The sequence below is a fragment of the Qipengyuania sp. NPDC077410 genome, assembly GCF_044543405.1.
Lineage (GTDB): Bacteria > Pseudomonadota > Alphaproteobacteria > Sphingomonadales > Sphingomonadaceae > Qipengyuania > Qipengyuania pacifica.
The window spans coordinates 524,905-541,910 of the sequence record NZ_JBITWB010000001.1; the positions used below are offsets into that span (position 1 = coordinate 524,905).

Below are 17,006 nucleotides of genomic sequence, written 5' to 3' on the forward strand. Positions count from 1 at the left end.
TCAGAAGGGCGAGATCACGCCGAAGAAGCGCGACAGCCAGCCTTCGCGGCTAGCCCGCTGCACGGATCCGGCACCCGAATAGGAAATGCGGGCATCTGCCACGCGGATCGATGGAATGCGGTTATCCTGATCGATATCAGCCAGCCGGATGATGCCCGAAAGCTGGACCCACTCTTCGCCCTGGCTGAGTTGCATGACCTTTTCCCCACGTACCAGCGCCGTCCCGTTCGGGCGTACTTCCACGATCGAAACGGTAAGATCGGCCCGGATCGAACTCGCCTGAGAAGCATCGCCTGCCCCTTTGAACGACCCGCCACCCGAAGCATTAAGGTCGCTGCTATCGATTCCGGTCCAGCTGGGGAGCGAAAGTCCGAGGCTGCCGTCGCGCTTGGTCGACCCGCTGGTGGATTTCGACGTCTGCGTCCGTTCGACCAGTGCGATGGTGACGATGCCGCCCACCCGCGCCGCGCGATTGCCATAGTACAGAGGCGCATAGCCATGACTGGCCTGATAAATGGCGCCATCCCGGTGGCGATCAGGCTCGACCTGCGGCGCTGGCGGCAGTGCGACTGCAAAGCCTTCGGGCCGGGCAGAACCGCCACCGCAACCAGCAAGGGCGAGAGCGAGTGGGACGAGACAGAGTGCGGATTTCATGGTGAAGATACTCAAAGGGTCTGATTGGCGTTGCGGAGCATTTCGTCCACGGCGGACACCATTTTCGAGCTGATTTCGTAGGCACGCTGACATTCGATCATCTCGACGAGTTCCTCGACGATGTTGACATTCGAAGATTCCAGCATGCCTTGCCGGACGTTGCCCCGGCCGTTCTCACCGCCCGGCGCCAGTTCGGCGGCACCGCTGGCTGCGGTTTCGACCAAGAAGTTGTCGCCGATGGCCTGAAGGCCCGAAGGATTCGTAAAGCGGGCAACCTGGATTTGGCCCAGTTCGGCCGGCTCGGCTTCTCCCGGCAACGTCGCGGAGACGATGCCGTCCGGTGAAACTGCGATCGCAGTAGCGCCCTCGGGCACCGTAATGGCTGGCTGGACCGCATACCCTTGCTGGGTCACGAGTTGGCCTTCGGCGGAAAGCGTGAAATTCCCGGCTCGGGTATAGCTGATGCGGCCGCCCGGCATTTCGATCTGGAAATAGCCATCGCCATCGAGCGCGAGGTCGAAAGCATTGCCTGTCGTGTTAAGGGCGCCCTGCGTCATGATCTGGCTGGTGGACTGGACCGCCACGCCGGTACCGAGGTTGAGCCCGGTTGCATAAGCCGTTTCGCCCGACGAACGCTGGCCGGCAACGCGGGCATCCTGATAGGCGAGAGTCGCAAAGTTGGCACGGTCGCGCTTGAAGCCGGTGGTACCGACGTTGGCGAGGTTGTTCGAAATGACGCGCATGCGCGCATCCTGAGCCTCGAGCCCGGTGCGGGCGACCTGCAGAGCTGAAATGGGCATGATTGACTATCCTCTTGTCTGGTTAGCCGAGGCGCATGAGCTGCGCGCCGCTTTCGTCGATTTCACGTGCCGTCGCGATGACCTTGCTGCGCATGGCGAAAAGCCGCTGAGCATCGATCATTTCCACCAGCACTTCGGTGGTTTTAACGTTGGATTGTTCGAGCGCCCCGACCTGAACGGTCGCCGCTTCGTCGGTCGGCAGAATTCCACCGCCTTCGACACGGAAAAGTCCGTCGAGCCCCTTGCTGATCGGCGAGCCTTGCCACGCTGCCAGCTTGATCCGGCCGACTTCGGCCGGCGGCTGATCGGGCGTTGCCGGATCCGCGATGGTCACCGTACCATCCGGTGCAATGCCCGGAATTCCGACCGGCGGAATGGTGATCGGCCCGTTATCGCCAAGCACCGGACGGCCTTCGCCATTGACCAGTAGGCCGGTGGCCGAAATCGACATGTCACCGCGGCGGGTGTAGGCTTCGGTGCCATCCTCAGCCTGCACTGCCATGAGGGCATCGGTCGCGATCGCAATATCGAGATCGCGGCCCGTTTCGATAATTTCGCCGGCGACCATATCCGCACCGCGCACCCGTGCGACTTGCATCGCGCGGGCTTCGAGGGGCTGGCCTTCGATCGTGACGGCGCGCTGATCGAGCAGTTCCGCACGGAAACCGAGCGTATTGGCATTGGCCATGTTGCTCGCGATGACGCGCTGGCTGTCCATCGATGCCCGCATGCCCGAAAGCGCGGTGTGGATAAGGCGGTCCATGGCGATCAGGTCCGCAGGTTGATGACGGTCTGCGAGATCTGGGTGGCAGTATCGATTGCCTTGGCGTTCGCCTGGAAATTGCGCTGGGCGGTAATCAGCCCGACAAGTTCTTCCGCGATATCGACGTTCGAGCGTTCAAGAGCGCCCGACAAGAGCGAGCCATACGCTCCGGTTCCCGGCGACCCGTAGGCAGCCTGACCGGAAAGGCCTGTGCCTTCCCAGTTCGCGTCACCGACCTTTTTCAGTCCAGTGGGAGCGATAAAAGTGGCAAGTGCGACGGCACCGACTGGTTCGACCGAACCGTCAGCATAAGATGCCGACACCACGCCGACATCGTCGATCGTAACCCCGACGAATTCCGAACCGGCGGCGTTCTGTGGGGGGAGATTGGCATCGGCCAGCGTATTGCCAGTGACCTGGCCGTTCGCATCGACCGGGAACAGCTGGAGGCGGTTGCCGCTGTTGCTGACGATGTTGCCGTTTCCATTGAGCGTGAACGATCCGGCTCGCGTGTACAGCGTCGATCCGTCGGTAGCCGAACGGGTCGTGAAGAAGCCGTCGCCCGTGATCGCGAGATCGAGAGCCGAGCCGGTCTGTTCCACCGGACCAAGCGCGAAGTTCTGCGTGATCGATTTCACCGACGCGCCGATACCCTGGATCATGCGCGGATTGGTCAGCGCCGAACCAGCGACGATTTCGGAGAATTCCGTACGGCTACGTTTGAAACCATAGGTTTCCGAGTTCGAAATATTGTGCGCGATGACCCCGAGCGAGGTCTGCGCATTTTTCATGCCGTTGAGCGAAGTATAGAAGGACATGGATTATCTCCTGGATCAGTCGTCGGACGGCGACTGGTTGGACTTGATGAGCAGGTCGAGCTTGTCCGCGATCCGCTCGAGAGAGGCATTGGTTTCAGCGACACCGGCAAGCGAAGAGAACTGCGCCATCTGTGCCAGCATTTCCTTGTTATCGACCGGATCGAACGGGTCCTGCTGCTGCATCTGGACTGTCAGCAGCTTGAGGAAATCCCCCTGCCCGAGCGAGTCCATGCCGCGGCCCTGAACCTGGCCGACGGAACTTGTCCCGGGCGTGGTGTTGGTGACGGAATTGATCATTTCATCCTCATCGTTTCCAGCATGAGCTGCTTGGCGGTCGACAGAGCTTCGACCATGTTGCGGTACTGACGGGACGCTTCGAGCATCTCGACCATTTCGGCGTTTTCATCGACCGGAGTTTCCCAGACATCGCCATTCTCGTCGGCCAGCGGGTGACCCGGGTCGTGGCGACGAATGGGTGCAACATCTTCGCGCACCACACCGCCGACACGGACAGAGGACAGGCCGCTTGCGCGGTCGAGTTCCTGTTCGAACACGGTACGCATCGGGCGGTACGCTTCTGCTTCGCTACCTGCGACCGAGCCGGCATTGGCAAGGTTGGAAGCAGCTGTGTTCATGCGCACGAGCTGCGCCGACATGGCGCGGTGCCCCACCTCGAAGAAGGATGTCGGTCCGGCCATCGTCATTCGCCTCTGATCGCGCGGGTTACGGTTTCCACCCGCCCGCGCAGAAAGTTGAGGGTTGCCGAGTAGGCAACGGCGTTTTCAGCAAAGGCGGCCTGTTCGGTCGCCATTTCGACCGTGTTACCGTCGAGCGTTGCCATGGTCGGGACGCGATACTGGATCGAGCGACCCGTCGCCTGCTCAGCTTCGGCACCGCCGAGGCGCGCCTGAAGCGCAGAAGCGAAATCGACGTCGCGCGCTTTGTAGCCGGGCGTCGCTGCGTTCGCGATATTCGAGCCGAGCACACCCATGCGCTGCGACCGGATTTCCAGCGCCGCTCCATGAATGCCAAACAGTCCTTCGCTCATACGAGCCTCCGCAAAAGATTACGTGAAGTGTTCAGCAAGGGGCGTGCCAAAATCCAAAATTGAGGCAGCACAGGGCAATATCGGCAGATTGCGGCAAGCTTTTGCCGGGGAGCGGCAAAGTTCGTCCTCCCCGTAAATCTGCGCGAAATGGGGCCGTTCTTGTCTGCAAGGAGTAGCTACCCCATGCTGGAAACCTGGCTCGACCCGGCCTCTATCGCCATAGTTCTCGTCGGTACGATCATTGCGACCCTGCTTCGGTGCGGGGTGGCAGATAGCCGTGTAGCTATCAGCGCTCTGCGCGGACTTTTCGAAACGCCGTTCAACGTAACTCAGGCCAAGGCAGCGCTCTCCGTCCAAATACGCGAAATTGCCGACGATGGCTTTCTGCGCGCCGAGCCGCAGCATTTCGGAGACAATGAATTCGACAGCCTGTCGGATCTTATAATCAGCCAGCGATCGATCCAGTCGCTGCATGGCGAACATCACAAATTCAAGGAAATACGGGTGGCCACCGCTCAGACTGCAATACGCGTCTTCGACAACGCGGCGGAACTGGCCCCTATTCTTGGACTCGCCGGCACATTGATCGCTCTAGGCCATGCGCAGGGATCCGCGTCAGAACAGACCGGTATCGTCGGCGCAATTTCAATGGCCGTAGTGACCACGCTGTATGGGCTGATAGCGGCCAATTTCCTTTTCTCGCCACTGGGCAACGCCATTGCACGCAAATCGCGACGTGAAGAACTGGACCGCGACGAAGTTCTGGAGTGGCTGGAACACGGCATTCGTAAAAGCGGGGTGGCAGTGACTTTTGCCGAGCATGCCAAGGCAGTGGCATGATTGTGCGCGCCGCATCCGGTTGGCAAACCGTCATAGCAGACCTCGCGCTAATCCTCTTTCTGATTACCGCGCAGGCCGTTGGCAAGAAACCCGCAACGCAAAGCCATGCGGAGGAGGAAAGGCAGCCTCCTGCATCCTCGTCCGCATTGGCGGTGCATCGGCCGGAAAAGGGCGAGTCCGTTCGAGACTGGCTGATCGCTTCGACCACGGACCAGAGGCAGATGGCGACGATCTCTGTGGGATATACTCAGGAAAAACGGGCCGAAGCCCTGACCGAGGCGGAAAGGTTGCTGGCCGAGGCCGACAGCGCGGGCGTCCCAGCACGTTTGATAGCCACGCCGAACGCGACAGACGATGTCGTAATTACGGTCGATTATCTCCGACACCAATGAAGGAATGGCACGAACCTTGCTCCGCCCAAGCGTGATACGGCACGATAACCGTGCGGCCCCGTGAACCGGAGTGAGTAACGACCATGCGTAAACCCTTCTTCGCAGCCGCCCTGACCGCGCTTTTGGCGACAGGCGCAGCAGCAGCATCGCCGATGGACCTCACGATCATCGATCGTGCCGTCGCGGACTTTACCGGCGCCGAAGTCGGTCAACCGGGCGGTGCCAAATTGCCGGTGGACCGGCGCCTGAAGCTAGCGAACTGCGAGTCCCCCCTTGATATGCAGTGGTTCGGGCGAGATCAGCGATCTGTTCAGGTCGTGTGTCCGGGTGCGGGATGGCGTATCTATGTCGCCGTGGATGCGAGCTTTTCCAATGCGAACCGGATGCCACAGCAATTTGGCGAAGCGATCATCAAACGCGGTGAAAACGTGAGCATTCTGGTCCGCGGAAAGGGCTTTACGCTGACCCGCCAGGGTGCCGCCGTTGAGGACGGTGCAGAAGGCCAGTGGATCAAGGTCCGCGCTTCCGACCAACGGACGGAAACGCTGCGCGCCCTCGTCCTTCGCCCGGGCCAGGTCGGCATTGATTTGCCGTAATCGGCAAAATTCATTGCCGGGGAGTTAAACCATCGCATCAAGAGCCGTTCTGTTGGGTAACCAGCTTATGGAGCGAAACGATGCGTATTGTCGGATTGCCGGAATTCTCAGGAGCGTTGGTGCGGCCAAGCAATGCCGTGGAGCCAACCGCGAAGGTCTCCGCCGTGCAGAAAGCGGCTGGCTCTTCGCGCGAAGCAGAAGCAGCCGTTGCCACATCGCGCCTCTCCACAAGTGGTGAAGCTCCGATCGATAGCGATCGCGTTTCAGAGATTCGCAAAGCACTCGAAACTGGCACCTACCCACTGATCCCCACCAAGATCGCCGACGCAATCATCGCCGCGGGCATGTACGGAAAGATTGGGAAATGACCGCCAAACAGGAAACGCTCGCAACCCTGCAACAGATGCTCGCACTTTTGCAGGGTGAGCGGCAGGCTCTTGCCGCTCTCGACCTCGATCGTATTGTTACATGCACAAGCGGCAAGATGGACCTGTGCGTAAAATTGGAAGCCGTCGAGAAGGCCAGCCTGGACGAAGAATGCCTCGGCGTACTCGACGCGGTTCGGCGCCTGAACGAGATCAATCGGCGCTTGCGTAACCTCATCGCCAGCAATGTGCAGAACCGTCTGGGCGCGTTGACCGGCAACAATGCTCCCTATGCGGCCTTACCGCGCAAGGGCACGAGCATGGCGCTCGCCTGATAGGGCATTAGCTAGGCGCAGGACTTTTTGGCACGCATCTTGCTGAACTTCCGGGGAACCAGATCCCGGAGGAAGCGTGCCTACCATTAATCCAGTCCAGACCGCCGAAGTGCAGGGCGCTATCGCCCGCGCTGCGACGCGTACGGGGGTCGATTTCGATTACCTCCTGGCGCAGGCGAGGCTTGAATCTGGGTTGGACCCTAGCGCCAAGGCACAGACTTCGAGCGCGACCGGTCTGTACCAGTTCATCGATTCAACCTGGCTGCGGACGCTTGACCGGCACGGTGCCAAACACGGAATGGACTGGGCGGATGCGGCCATCGGACCGGGCGGGCGTGTGACCGATGCGGCAACTCGCAATCATCTCCTCTCGCTTCGCTACGATGCCGACACTTCCTCGCTCATGGCGGCCGAGCTCACGCGCGAAAATGCAGAAGGTTTACGCACCACGCTGGGACGCGAACCTCAACCGGCCGAACTCTATCTTGCTCACTTTCTGGGCCTTGGCGGCGCGCAACAGTTCCTCGGTGCCCTAGGAAGCAACCCTTCTCAATCGGCGGTTGCTCTGCTGCCACAGGCTGCGCACGCCAATAAATCGATCTTCTTTTCCGGCGGTACACCCCGCTCGGTAGGAGAGGTCATGGCGGTCATGCAGGAAAAGGTTACCGGAGCCTACGGCGATACATCCATTCCTCGCAACGGAGAGCCGGCCGGTTACGATTTTGCACGGTTTGCCGCCCAGTCACCGATGCGCCAGCCCGGTGCATCGCGAAGCGGTTTTGCCGTCCCCTCGCTTCCCGACGGCGGGCGGCGAGCATCGATGGCCGATACCCTTCGCGCGACATTCGGTGATGTGAGTTCGGGAGGCGGACGGGCTACCGAGCAGGTAGCAGCCGCATATAGCAAATTCAGGGCATTCGGCCTGTGAGCGCGCGTCAGTTCCTTAATCCCGGCCTGGCTCTACCCGTCGGGATCCTCACGATCATTCTGCTGATGGTCATGCCGATCCCGGCGATGCTCCTCGACGTGTTCTTCGTCATGAACATCGCGCTCTCGGTTTCGGTCCTCATGGCGGCGATGAACGCGCAAAAGCCGCTCGACTTCTCGTCTTTCCCTTCGGTCCTGCTGTTTGCCACGCTTCTGCGGCTGGCACTCAACGTGGCGTCTACCCGTATCGTGCTGCTGAATGGCCACGAAGGTGGCGCAGCAGCGGGCAAGGTGATCGAAGCGTTTGGGGCGTTCCTTATCGGCGGCAACTTCGCCGTCGGCATCTTCGTGTTCCTGATCCTGATGATCATCAACCTGATGGTCGTCACCAAGGGCGCGGGCCGCGTATCGGAAGTTTCGGCACGCTTCACCCTCGATGCGCTTCCCGGCAAACAGATGGCGATCGACGCCGATCTGGCTGCAGGTCTGCTCACCGCCGACGAAGCCAAGGCTCGCCGCCGCGAAATCGCCACCGAGGCCGATTTCTACGGGTCGATGGACGGTGCCAGCAAATTCGTGAAGGGCGATGCGGTTGCTGCATTGCTGATCCTGCTGATCAACGTCATCGCCGGTCTCGTGCTGGGTATTTCGACGCATGGGCTCTCGGCTGGTGAAGCGGCCGAGTTCTATGTCACGCTGGCCGTTGGCGACGCTCTGGTAGCTTCGGTGCCCGCGCTCCTGCTTTCCATCGCGGCGGCAGTTATCGTCACGCGCGTTTCAGATGCTCGCGATTTGACCGGACAGATCGGCGGCCAGTTGGCTGACCCAAGAATATGGCTACCGGTTGCCTGCATTCTGCTCGCAATCGGCTGTATTCCGGCCATGCCGCAATCGATCATACTGCCACTTTCTGCTGGCACGTTCGGCTTATGGCATACTCTGCGCAAGCGCCAGCATGCCGCACAGAACATTCCGGAACCGGTCGTCACGCCCGATCCGGGACATATCGGGATCGAGGACGTGACCGACCAGACGCTGGTCACCATCCAGCTGGGTTACGGACTTATCAGCATGACGGATCAGAAGCGTGGCGCCACGCTGGTTGCGCGGCTCACAGGCCTGCGCAAGCAGATGTGCCAGAATTTCGGTTTCATCGTTCCCCAGTTCCGGATCGAGGACAGCTTCGAGGTCGAGCCCGACAGCTACCGCATCACTCTGGGCGGCGCGACCATCGGCGGTGGCAAAATCAAGCCCGGCCACATGCTCGCTATCGACACGGGAGAAGTCATGCATTCGCAGGCCGTTCCGGGTGAATCGACAATCGATCCGAGCTTCGGTTGCCCTGCCCTGTGGATCGACCCTGGTGCGCGGGACCTGGCTGTTGCCGAAGGATACCTCGCGGTCGATCCGGAAAGCGTGATCGCGACGCAGATCCACCAATTGCTTGCCGCACGCGCGCAGGATCTTCTCGGGCCGGATCAGGTACGCGACCTTATCGATCATCTGCGCGCGCGGCATGGACAACTGATCGAGACCATCACGCCGCAGCCACTGTCACTCGCCGCCGTGACGCGCCTGCTGAAAGCGCTGCTGGCAGACGGCATCTCTCTGCGCCACGGCCTGCGTGTTTTTTCCAGCATCTCCCTCGCTGCCCAGCAGACAGCCGATCATGATCGCTTGATCGACATCGTTCGCGCAGATCTGGGCGCCATGATCGTAGCCGAAGTCTGTCCACCCGACGCAAAGCTGCCGGTGCTCACGCTGGCAGCAGCGCTTGAGGATATGGTGGTAAGCGGACTGCAGGATCCGGCATCGGGCGAAATCGTGATCGAACCGGATCTTGCCCGGTCGATCGGCGAACGGATTGCGGCGATCCTTTCGCAACGCGATCCTGCGGCTACGCGTCCCGCACTGATCGTCCAACCTCGTGCGCGCCGTGCGCTTTCGGCCCTACTACGGCTGCGCGCGCCACAATGCATCGTTCTATCCATCAACGAACTCCCCGCCGCGCAGCCGATCGAAGTGATCGCCGTAATTGGCGATGAAGCACCGGCCCAACCCGCACAACTTGGCCATGAAATGGAGGCCCTCGCAGCATGAAATACGACCACGCCAATTTCAATGCGCAGCGCGCCTATGCGAGCGAGATAAACGAACGGATCGAGAAATTCCTGCCGATGGTTCACAGACTGGCATGGTTCTACGAAGGCAGCTGCGGCGGGTCGCTGGACGTGGACGACCTGCTGCAGGCCGGGATGATCGCGCTGACCGAATGCGCGCAGCGACACGAACGGCCGAGCGAGGACGGATTTGCGGCCTACGCTAAAATGCGGGTTCGCGGCGCCATGATCGATCTCCTGCGATCGCAATCCCATCACGTACGCGGCGCGGCGGCCACCAGGCGCAAAATGGACGGCACCGCCGACGAATTGCGGCGCACGCTTGGCCGCGATCCGAGCGCCGATGAAATGGCCCATGCCATGGGAATTTCACTCGAGGAGTACCACAAGGCCCGAAACCAGATTGCCACTCGTGTAGTCGATCTGGAGAGCAGTTATTCTGATAGCAATCCTGCCTTCACCAGTGAAGAACCCACCGCCGAAGCGGTGCTGTTGGATGCTGCCGACAAGGCCGCTTTGGCGCACGCGATTGCGGCTCTTCCCGAGCGTCTGCAACTGGTTATTCAATTGCACTTCCTCGAAGAACTCAATCTGACCGAGATCGCAGCAATCCTCGATGTGAGTGTTCCGCGGGTCCATCAACTCAAGGCAAATGCGCTTGAAAAACTGCGCATCGGTTTGACGGCGCGCGAATCCATTTAGAAGCTTTATTTCCGTGCCATAAGTAGACACCGGCTCCAAAGCTTGGGGAACTTAAGTGCATTGACGTATGTTGGCGCACTCAATTTGATCTATTGAAATTTTCAATGATCCCCCAGACAAAGTGGAGCTATGGGCGAATGTCGCCGTGGGAAATTAGTGTTCAGCAATTTGTCGATGATTGCGTTGAAGGCCGTTTGCATGATCCCCATGCTGCGCTTAAAGCTTTCGCTGAATTGCGTTTAATAGCGCCGGCGAAATACGCGGCGCTATTCGATCAACCCGTCACTGAAGAACGTCTGGCAGAACTGTGCAATGCGCGCGCGTTTGTTTGCGCGGCGATGGAACTCGTGGGACCATATTGCGGAATTCTTGTTACCCGTGCGGCCAGTGGCCCATCTTCGGCGCTGGTTTCTTTTTCCGGAGAAATAGAAGAAGGCAACTTCTTCGGAGACGATCCGGCAATCGCGCTCGTCGCAGCTTGCGCGCGCGCACTTCTCCTTCTGGGAGGCGCGTCGATCGAGAAGATCCGGCCTGAATGACGAGGCCGGATTAGGTCAGAGTTCGGCTTCGAGAGCGAGCCGCACCGCCGAAATCGAACATGGTACGTCGAGCTTGGCAATCATATTGCGCCGGTGAACTTCGATCGTTCTGGGGCTGACCGACAGGTGCCGTGCGATAGCCTTGTTCGACTGCCCTTCGGAAACGGCACGAAGCACTTCCTGTTCACGTTGGCTCAGGGCCTGCAGTCTCTGAGCTGCGGCCTGGCGGCGCCGTCGCATACCTTCGAACTTTGCGTTCCGACGCAGCAGACGCATGATCGATTGGGTGGGATCTGCCTCCCCGCCATCATAATCGAAATATCCGCCCGCGCCCTGATCAAGTATTTCGAATACTCTCTCGAGCTCGGGCTTTTCGGAATAGGCCAGAACCGCAGCCAGTGCCTCCTGGACGTTCTTTTCGCCCAGACACGCCTGCAGCTGCCTTTCTTCGTCATAAACGAGAAAGCAGGGTTTACCGGCGCTCACAGAACCAACTTCCGAGACATTGTCCAGCGGAACAGCGCGCGCATATTTGCTCAGCAGGCGCGCCAGAGCATTTCGCCTCTGCAGGTTTTGGTCGATGACGTAAAAGGTAAAGTCAGCGATATCCATAACAGCCCCCGATTGGTGTAGGGCTACTTTTGCTGGATTATGGTTCATACCCGATTGCCAAGCGGATAGGTGAAAATACCTATGCCCAGGTCAGTCTATCTGTGCATTGCGCCGCGAAACGCAGCAGCGATTTCGTTGAAATCGTCCTTGATGGCCGTGACGGCAGGGACATCGGTCTGCCGGATCGAATTGAGCAAGACGCCTTTGGCAGATCCGTAAAGATGCGCGAGGCTGGTTCCCAGTTCGGCCGTACGGTCGATGCCGAGTTCCAGAGCGGTCAAAGCAGTGACACAGCGGGTAATGGCCTGGCTTCGCCCGGCTGCATCGAAGCGGCTATCCGCCATTTCGAGCCGCCCGAGGTTCTCGATGAAATCTTCGAGGCAGAAGATGACGAGATCCTCTGTCGAGCTGCCAAGAAGACGGGCATCGAAACTCGCCTGACGATAGGCTTCATTGGGTTTGGACCGGCTAAGCATCTTAATCCCGCTGAGAGTTCCATACGTCGATTTGCGACTGAAGGAAGGTAAGCGTCGAATTCGATGCAGCGATGCGGCTGTCCGCCTTTGCGAAGCGCGCGACCATGTTGGCTCGTAAGGCTTCCTGCTGGTCGGCGAGCTTTTCCAGATCACGGTTGATCTGTTGCGATTGCGATTGATAGCGCGCGACGGATCCCGCCAGTGTCCCCGGGTTGCTGGAAACGCTGTTTGACCGGGCCATCCGATCGATGGTCGAATAAACGCCATTTAGGCCAGTGGTGAACATCGCGGCCACGCCTGCGGGGTCGCGGGCCATGGCAGCAGTCAGTTTGGAACTGTCGAATGTGAAGCTACCGTCTCGCTGAATTGCAAGGCCAAGCTCGGCTAGGGTCCGTGGCGATCCTTCGGGGGCGTTGGGCATGATCACCGTGGACCCGAGCGCGGCCAGCTGGGTCCTCAGCGCTCGCGCGCCGGTGTCCCGCGCAAGTTCGCCCGTCTTCGGATCGGTGGCGCTGCGAAGTTCACCGGAAATTTCGTTGAGAGCACCGGTGATGTCTTGCATCACAGACGAAAGCGCGCTGGAGGGGTTGTTGAAGTTGATGACCGCTGGCGCACCAACATTGGTACCTGTCAGCGCCAGCGACAAACCGGGCGCGATCCCGTCTATTTTATTGGACGAACTCGTGCGCGCGATCCCATCGAGTGCGAACTCGGCATCGGCCGACGTCTTTACCAATCGTGCAGGATCGCTCCCAGGCTGCCACGCCATTGCGGATAGTCCAGGGTTTGCAGGATCCTCAGTCGCTTCGATGACGAAACCGTTCTTCGCCCCGTCAGCACCCTTTATGACAAGTTGCGCACCCGTAGCTGTTTGGGCGACATAGGCGCTGAGACCGGCATTCTTGCCGTTTATGGCTTGCGCGACATCGGCCAAAGTCGCACCGGCAGCGATGTCCAGCGTCAGCGGAGCTTTGCCGGCATTCTCGGCAAACGAGGCCGAGTTCGTTTCTCCGAAACGGATCGTCAGCGTACCGGCACCGACAGTATCCTGCGCGCTCGCGTACGAGCCGCCGGTCAGAACCTGCCCACTGGCAAGTTTCGTGACTTCCAGCGAATAGCTACCCTTCCCGATCGAGCCCAGCGGGCTCGACACTGCTGCAACAGCGGGGTTCGAGATGGTCGGCAAAGGTGCAAGGTCGCCAGTGCGCAAACGCTCCCCCAAAGCCGTAGCGAAGGTCGAGAAACTGCTGCGGATGGAACCGGCAAGCGAGATGCGCCGTTCGAGCGTCTCGGACTGGGTTGTCAGCCGCTGGTTGCGACCTGCGAACTGCGCTTCAGCCAACTGCACCGCCAGGCCGGTCATGTCGACGCCGCTGCCGATCCCGAGAGAGGAGGCGATAGAGGAAGCTGAGATACTCATCGCTATGATAACGACGCTTCAGCGTGCGGATTAACCGTCAAACGACCATCCGCATCGAAACACAAGGCTGCAGGCACGTCGACGGCAGGCAGCGGCGGCGTTTCGCCCCGTTTCAACGAGAACACGTATGCAAGGACCGATGCGACCGCGCCGTACAGGTCTTCGCAAATGATCTGCCGTTCGCGGGTCGTATAATAGACCGAACGCGCAAGCTGCGGGATCTCGAGTGTCGGGAGATCGAGCTCGCGCGCCAGTTCTTTCATGGCCATCGCCTTGTCGCCGCGCCCCTTGGCCAGAACGATCGGTGCGGACGCCTTTAGCGGATCGTATGTCATGGCGACGGCGAAATGGGTCGGGTTGGTGATGACGAACTGCGCTTCTCGCATCGCGCCAGCTACGGAGCCGGTCGCGATGTCACGCTGACGTTGGCGCCGGGCGGCTTTCATTTCGGGCGAGCCTTCGGATTCCTTGTTTTCGTCCCGCATTTCCTGATGGCTCATCTTGAGGCGCTTTTGTTGGCGCATCCACTGGATCGGAAGATCGACGAACGCGATCACGACGAGCCCGGCAGCCAGCGCGAAAATCAGCGAGATGATGGCATGCCAGGCCGCGGACAATTGCGCGGATAGGTTGCCTCTGCCCAGACCGACGACCGTCTCCATGCTGGTCCACCACCACCAAGCGGCGATGCTCCCAAGAAGGGCGATCTTGAGCAGGCCCTTGCCCATTTCGATAAGGCCTTGCGGGCCGAACATGCGCTTCAGGCCGGACAGGGGATTGATACGCTGCCCCTTCGCCTTGAGATTGTCGACCACCCAGCGTCCCCGCCCGAATGCGAGCTGGGACAGGAGGGTCACGAGGATGACCGGTACGGCCAGTGTGAGAATAGCGGGGAGAGCAAGGAGCAGGCTCTGGTGCAGGAGCGCGTCGACGCTGAAATCATTAACATCGCGCATATCGAACATGAAGGCTTCGCGGGCGAGCTGCGAGAGGCCTTCTAGGAGCCATGGGCCCGCGATGGCCAGCCAGGCGCCGCCGAGCAGCATGACGGCGGCGGTGCCGGCGTCCTTGGAGCGGAGCACATCCCCCTTCTTGGCGGCGTCGACGAGCCGCTTTTCAGTGGGCGCGTAAGTTTTTTCGCCGGCGGTTTCCTCGCTCATCGCACAATCACGCTTTCGGTCTGGTCCAGCGCGTCGCCGACAAGGCCGGTGAACTGGTCGTAGATGAGCGGGGCGGAAATGATGAGCGCGGCCATTCCGGCAAGGACGCCTGCGGGCAATCCCAATGCGAAGAGGTTGAGCGAGGGGGCCGAACGGCTGAGGATGCCGGTGAGCACCTGCACCAGCAGCAGGATGAGCGTTACCGGCAGCGCGATCCGCAAGGCGGTTTCGAACATGAAACTGGCGAAACCGGCGATGGCGCCGAACCGTTCGGCGCCGAGCCAGGTCTGTCCGGGCGGAAACGCGTTGTAGCTTTCCGTCACCAGCGCGATCCAGTGGAGATGCGCGCCGGTCGCGAGGAAGATCAGCGTCAGGACGATCATGAAATACTGACCGAAGGACGTGGTCGTCCCCCCACCCATCGCATCCTGTGACACCGCCATGCTCATCCCCATCCCGCCACCGATCAGTTCGGCGGCAACGGTCGGCGCGGCGAAGGCGAGCTGCAACACGAAGCCCAGAGCCAGACCGACGATCACCTCGCCGGCGATGGTGAGAACGCCGTCGAGCGAGAGCAGTGCCGGCGGCGTGGCGATGGCGGGCATCCATATCGACACGAATATGGCAAGCGCGCCGGTGATCGATATGCGCACCGACATGGGCACCGATGTCGCCCCGAAGAACGGGGCGGCAAGCAGGGCCGCACCCAGCCGGGTCATCAGAAAGACGACCCGCCACATGTCCTGCTCCAGCGCACCAATGCCGAGATCGAGCCCGTTCACCGCGTCAGTCTCAGTCGCCGATCCGCGCGATTTCAGTGAAGATGTCCTGCGTGAAATCGGCCACGACCGACATCATCGACGCCCCCAGAATAACGAGCACGAAGGCCACCGCGCCGAGTTTCGGCACGAAGGTCAGCGTCTGTTCGTTGACCGAGGTCGCGGCCTGCACGAGGCCGATGACGAGACCGATGGCAAGACTGGCGATCAGGATCGGCGCCGCAACGAGGGCGGCGATCCACAGCATCCGGTCGGCCATGGAAAGAAGGATGGCGCTTTCGTCCATGATATTATCCGAAACTTGAGGCGAGCGAACCCATCAGCAGTGCCCACCCGTCGACGAGGACGAACAGCAGCAGCTTGAAGGGTAGCGAAACGATCATCGGGCTCATCATCATCATACCGAGGCTCATCAGCACGCTTGAGACGACGAGGTCGATGACGAGAAACGGCAGGAACAGCATGAACCCGATCTGGAATGCGGTCTTGAGTTCGCTGGTCACGAAGGCGGGCAGCAGGATCGAGAAGGGTACGTCCTGCGGGCTGGCGAACTGGCCGGCATCGGCGATGTCGGCAAACATCTGAAGATCGTATTCGCGCGTCTGGCGGATCATGAAGGCGTGAAACTGGTCGCCTGCCCGCTCGATCGCGACCTCTGCGCCGATTTCACCCGCCGAATAGGGGGCGATGGCGTTCTGGTTCACGTTTTCCAGAGTCGGCGCCATGATGAACATGGACAGGAACAGGCTGATACCGATCAGCACCTGGTTGGGCGGCGACTGCTGCAGACCGAGTGCCTGACGCAGGATCGCCAGCACCACGATGATGCGCGTGAAACTCGTCATCATCAGAAGAAGCGCTGGCAGGATCGTCAACAGGCCCATCACCAGCAACAGCTGGAGCGACAGGCTCAGCGGTTCGCCGCCAGCACCTGCCATCTGGCCGAAGGCGCGGTCGAGTGCGCCCGAAACCGCGGTATCCGAGGCCTGCGCATGCACCAGCGCCGGATAGGCGAGAGCAGTCAGAAAGGCTGTCAGCCTGGCGAAACGGGCGATCACTGAACGGTTTCCTCTGCCTGCGGGCGTGCCGGCGCTTCGGCCAGGCGGGTGAGGCCGTTGCGCGATGTGGACACGAGGATCTCGCGACCATGGAATTCGATCACGGCCAGACGCAGGGTGGGCGAAAGCATGGTGGTTTCCACGATGCGAACCGCCTTGCTGCCGCCAGCGGGGGCACCGAACTGACCCTGCATCTTCTTGGCAAGCTTGAGGCTGCCCCAGATCATTGCGCCAATCAGCGGCAGCAGGATCAGGAGCTTGAGGACGTACCAGAACATCAGGCGTGCTCGCCTGCACCGGTCGGCGTGACCATCAGCGGCGGAGTGCGGCGGTCGATCGCGGGTTCGCTGGAACTGGCACCAACGATTTCGAGTACGCGGATGGCGAAGCGACTGCCCTGGGCGACGACTTCGCCGCGCGCAATCAGCTTGCCGTTGACGAACATGTCGAGCGGTTCGTCGGTCAGGCGGTCGAGTTCGATGATGCTGGATTCGCCCAGAGCCAGCACGTCGCGCAGGCGCATGGATTTGCGGCCGAGTTCAACGGTGAGGCGGACGTCGATGTCCTGAATGAGGCCGAAGCCGTCTGCGTGCGAAACCATG

The 17,006-nt window shown here is 60.6% G+C and carries 25 protein-coding genes; 9 read left to right on the top strand and 16 right to left on the bottom strand.

The features are described 5' to 3' along the window. Genes ACIGGE_RS02585 through ACIGGE_RS02615 form a run of 7 tightly spaced genes read right to left on the bottom strand, consistent with a single transcriptional unit; the run spans position 1 to position 4,083 of the window. Positions 1 to 654: a flagellar basal body L-ring protein FlgH gene (locus ACIGGE_RS02585; RefSeq protein WP_397489338.1), complete on the bottom strand. Its 654-nt coding sequence runs from the start codon at positions 652 to 654 to the stop codon at positions 1 to 3. A gap of 11 nt (positions 655 to 665) precedes the next feature. Further along, positions 666 to 1,454 (bottom strand): flagellar basal-body rod protein FlgG, encoded by a 789-nt coding sequence (flgG, locus tag ACIGGE_RS02590; RefSeq protein WP_397489339.1) that lies wholly within the window; start codon positions 1,452 to 1,454, stop codon positions 666 to 668. 22 nt (positions 1,455 to 1,476) lie between these two features. Then, complete coding sequence (locus tag ACIGGE_RS02595; protein ID WP_397489341.1) at positions 1,477 to 2,217, bottom strand: flagellar basal body rod protein FlgF; 741 nt, start codon at positions 2,215 to 2,217, stop codon at positions 1,477 to 1,479. A 5-nt stretch (positions 2,218 to 2,222) separates the two neighbouring features. Next, complete coding sequence (locus ACIGGE_RS02600) at positions 2,223 to 3,035, bottom strand: flagellar hook-basal body complex protein (RefSeq protein WP_103024052.1); 813 nt, start codon at positions 3,033 to 3,035, stop codon at positions 2,223 to 2,225. 15 nt (positions 3,036 to 3,050) lie between these two features. After that, the gene (locus ACIGGE_RS02605; protein WP_196847072.1) at positions 3,051 to 3,332 is read right to left on the bottom strand and encodes a flagellar hook assembly protein FlgD; all 282 of its coding nucleotides are present in this window, start codon (positions 3,330 to 3,332) and stop codon (positions 3,051 to 3,053) included. Continuing rightward, complete coding sequence (flgC, locus tag ACIGGE_RS02610; protein WP_103024050.1) at positions 3,329 to 3,733, bottom strand: flagellar basal body rod protein FlgC; 405 nt, start codon at positions 3,731 to 3,733, stop codon at positions 3,329 to 3,331. Before flgC ends, ACIGGE_RS02605 begins: the two co-directional genes overlap by 4 nt. A 2-nt stretch (positions 3,734 to 3,735) precedes the next feature. After that, a complete protein-coding gene (locus ACIGGE_RS02615; RefSeq protein WP_103024049.1) occupies positions 3,736 to 4,083 on the bottom strand; it encodes a flagellar basal body protein in 348 nt (115 codons plus the stop codon). Positions 4,084 to 4,266: 183 nt separating this feature from the next. On the opposite strand from ACIGGE_RS02615, the gene ACIGGE_RS02620 reads away from it, so the two are divergent. From ACIGGE_RS02620 to ACIGGE_RS02660, 9 genes are all read left to right on the top strand, one after another. Continuing rightward, positions 4,267 to 4,923, top strand: a complete 657-nt coding sequence (locus ACIGGE_RS02620) for a MotA/TolQ/ExbB proton channel family protein (RefSeq protein WP_222827086.1) — start codon at positions 4,267 to 4,269, stop codon at positions 4,921 to 4,923. Beyond that, positions 4,920 to 5,315, top strand: coding sequence for a hypothetical protein (locus tag ACIGGE_RS02625; protein ID WP_397489342.1), 396 nt, complete (start codon positions 4,920 to 4,922; stop codon positions 5,313 to 5,315). Before ACIGGE_RS02620 ends, ACIGGE_RS02625 begins: the two co-directional genes overlap by 4 nt. Before the next feature lie 83 nt (positions 5,316 to 5,398). Then, positions 5,399 to 5,911 (top strand): flagella basal body P-ring formation protein FlgA, encoded by a 513-nt coding sequence (locus tag ACIGGE_RS02630; protein WP_397489343.1) that lies wholly within the window; start codon positions 5,399 to 5,401, stop codon positions 5,909 to 5,911. An 80-nt stretch (positions 5,912 to 5,991) separates the two neighbouring features. Beyond that, a complete protein-coding gene (locus ACIGGE_RS02635; protein WP_196847076.1) occupies positions 5,992 to 6,279 on the top strand; it encodes a flagellar biosynthesis anti-sigma factor FlgM in 288 nt (95 codons plus the stop codon). Next, entirely contained in the window at positions 6,276 to 6,611 is a 336-nt protein-coding gene (locus tag ACIGGE_RS02640) for a hypothetical protein (protein WP_103024044.1), read from the top strand. Before ACIGGE_RS02635 ends, ACIGGE_RS02640 begins: the two co-directional genes overlap by 4 nt. 76 nt (positions 6,612 to 6,687) lie before the next feature. After that, the gene (locus ACIGGE_RS02645) at positions 6,688 to 7,539 is read left to right on the top strand and encodes a transglycosylase SLT domain-containing protein (protein ID WP_397489344.1); all 852 of its coding nucleotides are present in this window, start codon (positions 6,688 to 6,690) and stop codon (positions 7,537 to 7,539) included. Then, on the top strand, positions 7,536 to 9,638 hold the full coding sequence (locus tag ACIGGE_RS02650) for a flagellar biosynthesis protein FlhA (RefSeq protein WP_103024043.1): 2,103 nt from the start codon (positions 7,536 to 7,538) through the stop codon (positions 9,636 to 9,638). Before ACIGGE_RS02645 ends, ACIGGE_RS02650 begins: the two co-directional genes overlap by 4 nt. Continuing rightward, complete coding sequence (locus ACIGGE_RS02655; RefSeq protein WP_397489345.1) at positions 9,635 to 10,360, top strand: sigma-70 family RNA polymerase sigma factor; 726 nt, start codon at positions 9,635 to 9,637, stop codon at positions 10,358 to 10,360. Before ACIGGE_RS02650 ends, ACIGGE_RS02655 begins: the two co-directional genes overlap by 4 nt. A 233-nt stretch (positions 10,361 to 10,593) precedes the next feature. Then, complete coding sequence (locus ACIGGE_RS02660; RefSeq protein WP_158246637.1) at positions 10,594 to 10,899, top strand: hypothetical protein; 306 nt, start codon at positions 10,594 to 10,596, stop codon at positions 10,897 to 10,899. Between the two features lie 15 nt (positions 10,900 to 10,914). Here ACIGGE_RS02660 and ACIGGE_RS02665 read toward each other — a convergent pair whose 3' ends face one another. The 9 genes from ACIGGE_RS02665 to fliN all read right to left on the bottom strand — a co-directional run bounded on the left by ACIGGE_RS02665 (position 10,915) and on the right by fliN (position 17,005). Beyond that, a complete protein-coding gene (locus ACIGGE_RS02665) occupies positions 10,915 to 11,511 on the bottom strand; it encodes a LuxR C-terminal-related transcriptional regulator (protein ID WP_196847079.1) in 597 nt (198 codons plus the stop codon). 95 nt (positions 11,512 to 11,606) lie between these two features. After that, positions 11,607 to 11,987, bottom strand: a complete 381-nt coding sequence (locus ACIGGE_RS02670; RefSeq protein WP_397489346.1) for a flagellar protein FliS — start codon at positions 11,985 to 11,987, stop codon at positions 11,607 to 11,609. Position 11,988: 1 nt separating this feature from the next. Then, on the bottom strand, positions 11,989 to 13,407 hold the full coding sequence (gene fliD / locus ACIGGE_RS02675) for a flagellar filament capping protein FliD (RefSeq protein ID WP_196847081.1): 1,419 nt from the start codon (positions 13,405 to 13,407) through the stop codon (positions 11,989 to 11,991). Between the two features lie 2 nt (positions 13,408 to 13,409). Continuing rightward, positions 13,410 to 14,567: a flagellar biosynthesis protein FlhB gene (locus tag ACIGGE_RS02680; protein WP_196847082.1), complete on the bottom strand. Its 1,158-nt coding sequence runs from the start codon at positions 14,565 to 14,567 to the stop codon at positions 13,410 to 13,412. Further along, the gene (fliR, locus tag ACIGGE_RS02685; protein ID WP_397489347.1) at positions 14,564 to 15,349 is read right to left on the bottom strand and encodes a flagellar biosynthetic protein FliR; all 786 of its coding nucleotides are present in this window, start codon (positions 15,347 to 15,349) and stop codon (positions 14,564 to 14,566) included. Before fliR ends, ACIGGE_RS02680 begins: the two co-directional genes overlap by 4 nt. A 10-nt stretch (positions 15,350 to 15,359) precedes the next feature. Next, positions 15,360 to 15,632: a flagellar biosynthetic protein FliQ gene (locus tag ACIGGE_RS02690; RefSeq protein ID WP_103024035.1), complete on the bottom strand. Its 273-nt coding sequence runs from the start codon at positions 15,630 to 15,632 to the stop codon at positions 15,360 to 15,362. Positions 15,633 to 15,636: 4 nt separating this feature from the next. Beyond that, positions 15,637 to 16,404, bottom strand: a complete 768-nt coding sequence (fliP, locus tag ACIGGE_RS02695) for a flagellar type III secretion system pore protein FliP (RefSeq protein WP_103024034.1) — start codon at positions 16,402 to 16,404, stop codon at positions 15,637 to 15,639. Next, entirely contained in the window at positions 16,401 to 16,682 is a 282-nt protein-coding gene (locus ACIGGE_RS02700) for a flagellar biosynthetic protein FliO (RefSeq protein ID WP_103024033.1), read from the bottom strand. The genes fliP and ACIGGE_RS02700 overlap by 4 nt, the downstream gene beginning before the upstream one ends. Then, positions 16,682 to 17,005, bottom strand: coding sequence for a flagellar motor switch protein FliN (fliN, locus tag ACIGGE_RS02705; RefSeq protein ID WP_397489348.1), 324 nt, complete (start codon positions 17,003 to 17,005; stop codon positions 16,682 to 16,684). The genes ACIGGE_RS02700 and fliN overlap by 1 nt, the downstream gene beginning before the upstream one ends. Position 17,006: the final 1 nt, after the last annotated feature.